Source organism: Legionella sp. km772, from assembly GCF_003989735.1.
Classification (GTDB): domain Bacteria; phylum Pseudomonadota; class Gammaproteobacteria; order Legionellales; family Legionellaceae; genus Legionella.
In genome coordinates this window covers 1-5,242 of the sequence record NZ_RZGQ01000180.1, presented here as the reverse complement: position 1 = coordinate 5,242, position 5,242 = coordinate 1, and the positions used below count along the sequence as shown (strand labels likewise).

The following is a 5,242-nucleotide window of genomic DNA, read 5'->3' as shown; positions in this document are numbered from 1 at the left end:
TGATTTTTTTGATGCAGTGTAATAATTTCGCTTTTTGGTCATTCTATTCCCCTCTTATATTAGAAGAATAGCTCTTAAAAATACCTTTTTTTCGTCTAAAAATCCGCGCCTATATCACCTAAATCGTAGCGTAACGACGGGTTAATAAATAACCTTGCTTTTTAAGAAGTAACTCTAACTTAAGCCCGGTTGAATTATTAACTAAGCGAAGCTCATAATCACTGGTAATTGAGGGTCTTAATTGCTCAGTAACAATTAATGTTTCTTCAACGGAATCAAGAAGACTTGAGGCTTGAGCATTTTGGAGTGTTTGTTGAAAAAAACCCAACCCTACACCATAAAGATCTAACAAAAAGACTAGGGAGGCGGTAAGTAATAAGAAAGACAATAAAATCTCTATAAGAGAAAATCCTTTGTGGTTATCCATTTTTTCCTAAGGCTAAGTTGGCCTCCACAAGATATGCTGAGCTAAGATAAAAAACAAGTCTTCTTAAGTTTTTCTTAAGCTTTATTCAATAAACTATGCTTTTTCTACACAAGGTTTATATGAAGCATACAGTTATCATCGGCGCAGGCCCTATGGGTTTATATCTTGCCTATAAATTACATCAAGCCAAAGTCAAACATATTGTCATTTATGATCCCCGAACCGGTGAATATGTACGCCCAGGTCATGTAAATTCAGCTCATTTTAGAAAGTTAGACAGGGCTTTAGGAAAATCAAGCTTATCCTCAAGTTTTGGCCATATAAAAGACTTTGAACGCAAATTGTTCAAAGAAATTTCTGATTTAGGTATTCCAGCAGAAAAAAAAGAATTTGTTCGCTTTAACGAGGGCGCGAAAAAAAGCATTGTAGTCAAAAACTCTGATGGCGACGAAGAAATAATAGAATGCGATTACGTCTTCGATTGTACTGGTTCTCAGCGAACCTTAGTAAACACCATGAATCATTTAATTACCCCTGCTCCCTTTACTTTAAAACCTATTAAGGAAAATGTGGTTATAAAACAACATTTATTAGCTTATGTAAGGATGAGTGAAGAGGACTTAGATAGAATTCCAGCCTTTGGTATTATGAATCAACCTGACTATTTTCTGACTGCCGAACAACATATAAAAGCGGTAAATAGAATGCGGGTCTTAGGTTGGCAAGATTTTGGTTTGCCCCAGCTATACGGTATCTATTTTGGAAAAGGAAAGGTATGCCTTTATATGGAATGTCCCGATAATTTACCACGTTCGGCTTATGAGGATTGGGTAAAAATAGCCTTAGATGTCTCGACTAATTCAACCGATATTACTTTTAGCCAACTACCTCCCTCTCGGAAATATAAGAGTAAACCACGACTTAGCTCATTTATAGTTAACCCAGGAGAGTTGGAGCAGGCTGCTTTCACCAGCAAAAAATATCCAACTTTAATTCCTATAGGAGATGCTCAAACCGAACCCCATTATGGATTAGCCCAAGGCATCACCGATGGAATGGATCGGGTTGATGCTTTTATGGACCATATTGAAGTGTTGGATGGCAATATTGCCTATTTCGATACTGATGAATATCACGAAGCCATTAGAAAAATGATGAAATCGCATAAAGAAAGCATCATTGATAAATATCAAAGAAGAGACGAATACTCATACAAAATGCTGCAATTAGCCAAAACAAATTATACGGAAGCTTTAACAGCCGCAAAGGGTTCGTCAGCCGAAACAGAACTTACAGCCCTTGTGAAAGAAATCAATGCACGTCTTGCTTATCAAGACGCCCTAAAATTAAGAGTTAGTTTATTAATTGATGGGAAAGAGGAGCTTTCTTCTAGCAAACATAGCACTGATGTTTTAGTAAGCAAATTAATTGAGTTAGCTGGTCTATGTATTCATGCTTATGAAAATTTACCTATTACTTTTAATGCTGATAAAATAAAATCTTTCACGATGTTTAAACACTGCGCAGCCCATCTTAAAGAGTGTGGAAATCGTTATGTGAAAGCGGGAAATAATCTAAAAGCCATCGATGCTTATCAGGAAGCACTAAAACTTTATAGATATCCTGGTTTAGAATTAAGCTTAGAACAAACGACTATTCAATCCAACATCGTCATAACTTATCGTAAGCTAAATAATCATGAAGCAGCTATTGCCTTAGGGGGTATGGCCTTGAGTAATACTCCTAAGACTACCGATTTTGCCGATATTCGTAAAAAACTTCTTTATAATGTTTTAAAATCATTCCAAACTACTATCCAAGCTATCAGTGCAGACAAAGTATTAGAAATAAGCTTAGAAAAACAAAAAGCAATACTACTGCTTGATACGCATCCCAATCTCTTAGAGCTTAGTAGTTATACCGATTTTTGCTCATTTTTTGGTAAAGTGGTAGAACCAGTTAGTCTATCCGCAGCTGTACCCAAACCTAGGCACACTTCAAGTAATCCAGCTACTTTTCTCAGTGGTTTAACCCCTGATTCCTTATCGGAGGCTAGCGATCTAAATCCAGTGTTCATCGATTCTGGGTGTAGAATATCATAATCACCAGCTAAACTAATGACAGTATTATCAGGCTTAAGGTAAGATAGGGAAATCGCTCATCGATGTCATTTAAGTAATAAATGACATGATATTTAAAGGATTTATAAATGTCGGTCGATTTCCAAAACTTACCTCATCCTGGTATTCGTTCTTTAATTCCCTACAAGCCAGGAAAATCAATAGATGAACTAAAAAAAGAAAAGGGGTTAAATGACATTATAAAAATGGCAAGCAATGAAAACCCCCTTGGTTGTAGTCCTCTAGCTTTACAAGCAATAAAAGAGATGTCCTCCCTAACGCTTGCCACTTACCCCTCCCCTCTTAATCATCCGCTCATGCGTAAACTATCTGAATCATTTGGCCTGACTCCCGAGCACTTATTTCTAAGCAATGGGTCGGATTGTATTTTTGGCTTATTAATTAAATGCTTCGCCCTGCACCTCGGTAAACATATATTAACCCATGATTTTGCATTTAGCGCCTACACCATCCAAGCACATACTTTACAGGTTCCAGTTCAAACAGTGCCCATCCAAGAAAATTGGCAGGTGGACATAGAAAAAATTATTAACGCTTGTACCACTCAAACGGGGTTAATTTTTATTGCTAATCCCAATAACCCTACCGGGTTATTAATTAGTCCCCTAAAAATCCGGCATCTTCTCGATAATATTCCGCCAACTACTTTACTTGTACTGGACGAAGCTTATTATGAATACGCAGCAGCTGAACTTGGTGACAATAGTATTGGGTGGCTAGCTGATTATCCTAATTTAATCATTACTCGCACCTTTTCTAAACTATACGGGATGGCCGGAGTCCGTTTAGGTTACGCCCTTGCCCATCCTGATATTATTAATATCTTAACCCGGGTTCAACTACCTTTTGCTGTCAATCAAATAGCCCTGCAGGCAGCTTATGCAGCCCTTGATGATGATGAATTTATTCAAAAAAGTTTAACAAGTAATAAAGCCGGAATGGAGTACTGTGAAGAACAGTTTAAATCTTTAAACTTTAATTACTTAACTTCAGCAGCTAATTTTCTTACCTTTAATTGCACAGAAGATGGTATAAAGCTTTATAATTATCTCTTAGATCGAGGGATTATTATTCGCCCTCTCCACCCTTATAATATGCCTAATTATTTAAGGGTAAGCATTGGGACTAAAGAACAGAACCAGCGTTTCTTTATGGAATTGACTAATTATAAAAATTTAAAATAAGGAAAAAAAATGGCTAGTGATTTAAGTAGCAAACATTGTGAGTCTTGTGAGGGAATCGGTGCAGCACTTAATCCTGAACAGATTAAAAATTTAATGCCGCAGCTAAACACTCAATGGGAAGTCAGTGCTGATCATCGCAGTATTCAGCGTAAATTGTCTTTTAATAATTTTTATGAAACTATGGCGTTTGTTAATGCCTTGGCGTGGATTGCTAATATAGAAAACCACCACCCCGATTTAGAAGTAGGTTATAACTATTGTCACGTAAAATTCATGACCCATGCTCTGCAGGGCTTAACCCACAACGATTTTATTTGTGCTGCAAAATTAGATAAATTATTAACGAATTAAATTTAGATAAGGAAATAAGATGAATAAGGATATTCTAATAAAATCAGTTGCTCTGGCCTTTCTAACGCTAACCACACATGCCGCCTTAGCTGCTCCCGCAGATAGCGAGCCGACCCCTGAAAAATGTTATGGAATTGTTAAAGCGGGAATGAATGACTGTAACACTGCGAAAGCCTCTTGTGCAGGTTCTGCCACTAAAGACAAACAGAAAGATGCCTTTTTATTTCTTCCTAAAGGAACCTGTGAAAAAATTGTAGGCGGCAGCTTAACGCCTCTAGAAAAATGATATAGAGAATTTTTATAATAAAGTTTAATAACAAGGAGTTATAATGATAAAGACTATTAGCCGTTGTACTTTGGCTGCTCTTTTTGGGCTACTAAGTGCACTTCCTTTGCATGCTGCTGAAAAATTTACTCTTGATAATCAGCACAGTTATGTACTCTGGGAAATTGAACATTTAGGCTTCTCCAAGCAAGTAGGTAAATGGTATGTTGATGGCTTTGTGCTGTTAGACAAAGATCATCCTGATCAAAGTAAAGTAGAGGCGACTGTCAAAATCGCAAAACTTGTTACCGGACTGCCAGAATTAGATAAGCATTTAATGAGTAAATCATTTTTTGATGAAAAAAAATTTCCAACGGCGACCTTTATTAGTAACAAAGTAGATGTCCTAAATGACACATCGGCCAAAGTAAGTGGTTTGCTTACCTTACATGGTGTTTCTAAACCAGTTACCTTAATGGTTACGCTTAATAAAACGGGTAAAAATCCTATTAGCAATAAAATGAGCGTTGGTTTTACAGCGACTACAACTATTAAACGTTCTGATTTTGGTATGGACACTCTATTACCAAGTTTAGGTGATGAGGTGACCTTAAGTATTGGGGCTGAAGCCTTTGAAGATAAAGCATAAGGTTAAACTATGCAATTAAAAAACACTGAAACCCATTTTGGATGGGTTGCCATTTTGTTCCATTGGTTAATGGCACTATTAATAACTCATGTTACGCACGGTCAATTTAGCTAGGTCCGGGGATCTGGAACAAAATTCAGGAAAAATAAGAGCTATTCCCGGTTTGTTAGTTCATTCACCTTACTCTCAGAATGGCTTATCCACAAGTCCATAGGCCAGGAGAGC

The 5,242-nt window shown here is 37.0% G+C and carries 7 protein-coding genes; 6 read left to right on the top strand and 1 reads right to left on the bottom strand.

What is annotated here, in order from left to right; all coding sequences use genetic code 11:
- Positions 1-118: 118 nt before the first annotated feature.
- Positions 119-427: a hypothetical protein gene (locus tag ELY15_RS13175; protein WP_127100787.1), complete on the bottom strand. Its 309-nt coding sequence runs from the start codon at positions 425-427 to the stop codon at positions 119-121.
- 119 nt (positions 428-546) lie between these two features.
- Here ELY15_RS13175 and ELY15_RS13170 point away from each other — a divergent pair, with 119 nt between their 5' ends.
- The 6 genes from ELY15_RS13170 (at position 547) to ELY15_RS16590 (ending at position 5,231) form a co-directional block, all read left to right on the top strand.
- Complete coding sequence (locus tag ELY15_RS13170; RefSeq protein WP_158617492.1) at positions 547-2,529, top strand: FAD-dependent oxidoreductase; 1,983 nt, start codon at positions 547-549, stop codon at positions 2,527-2,529.
- A 107-nt stretch (positions 2,530-2,636) separates the two neighbouring features.
- Positions 2,637-3,752: a histidinol-phosphate transaminase gene (hisC, locus tag ELY15_RS13165; RefSeq protein ID WP_127100783.1), complete on the top strand. Its 1,116-nt coding sequence runs from the start codon at positions 2,637-2,639 to the stop codon at positions 3,750-3,752.
- A 9-nt stretch (positions 3,753-3,761) separates the two neighbouring features.
- Positions 3,762-4,103 carry a 4a-hydroxytetrahydrobiopterin dehydratase gene (locus ELY15_RS13160; RefSeq protein WP_127100781.1) on the top strand — a complete coding sequence of 114 codons (342 nt, stop codon included), beginning with the start codon at positions 3,762-3,764 and terminating at the stop codon, positions 4,101-4,103.
- A gap of 19 nt (positions 4,104-4,122) precedes the next feature.
- Positions 4,123-4,389, top strand: a complete 267-nt coding sequence (locus tag ELY15_RS13155; protein WP_127100779.1) for a DUF2282 domain-containing protein — start codon at positions 4,123-4,125, stop codon at positions 4,387-4,389.
- Positions 4,390-4,435: 46 nt separating this feature from the next.
- Entirely contained in the window at positions 4,436-5,017 is a 582-nt protein-coding gene (locus tag ELY15_RS13150) for a YceI family protein (protein WP_370449433.1), read from the top strand.
- 88 nt (positions 5,018-5,105) lie between these two features.
- The gene (locus ELY15_RS16590) at positions 5,106-5,231 is read left to right on the top strand and encodes a hypothetical protein (protein ID WP_255411109.1); all 126 of its coding nucleotides are present in this window, start codon (positions 5,106-5,108) and stop codon (positions 5,229-5,231) included.
- Positions 5,232-5,242: the final 11 nt, after the last annotated feature.

What these genes read in the sequence shown, in the direction of transcription:
- ELY15_RS13170 (WP_158617492.1), top strand. Translation starts at nt 547, where the DNA reads ATGAAGCATACAGTTATCATCGGCGCAGGCCCTATGGGTTTATATCTT.
- ELY15_RS13160 (WP_127100781.1), top strand. Translation starts at nt 3,762, where the DNA reads ATGGCTAGTGATTTAAGTAGCAAACATTGTGAGTCTTGTGAGGGAATC.
- ELY15_RS16590 (WP_255411109.1), top strand. Translation starts at nt 5,106, where the DNA reads ATGTTACGCACGGTCAATTTAGCTAGGTCCGGGGATCTGGAACAAAAT.
- ELY15_RS13175 (WP_127100787.1), bottom strand. Translation starts at nt 427, where the DNA reads ATGGATAACCACAAAGGATTTTCTCTTATAGAGATTTTATTGTCTTTC.
- hisC (WP_127100783.1), top strand. Translation starts at nt 2,637, where the DNA reads ATGTCGGTCGATTTCCAAAACTTACCTCATCCTGGTATTCGTTCTTTA.
- ELY15_RS13155 (WP_127100779.1), top strand. Translation starts at nt 4,123, where the DNA reads ATGAATAAGGATATTCTAATAAAATCAGTTGCTCTGGCCTTTCTAACG.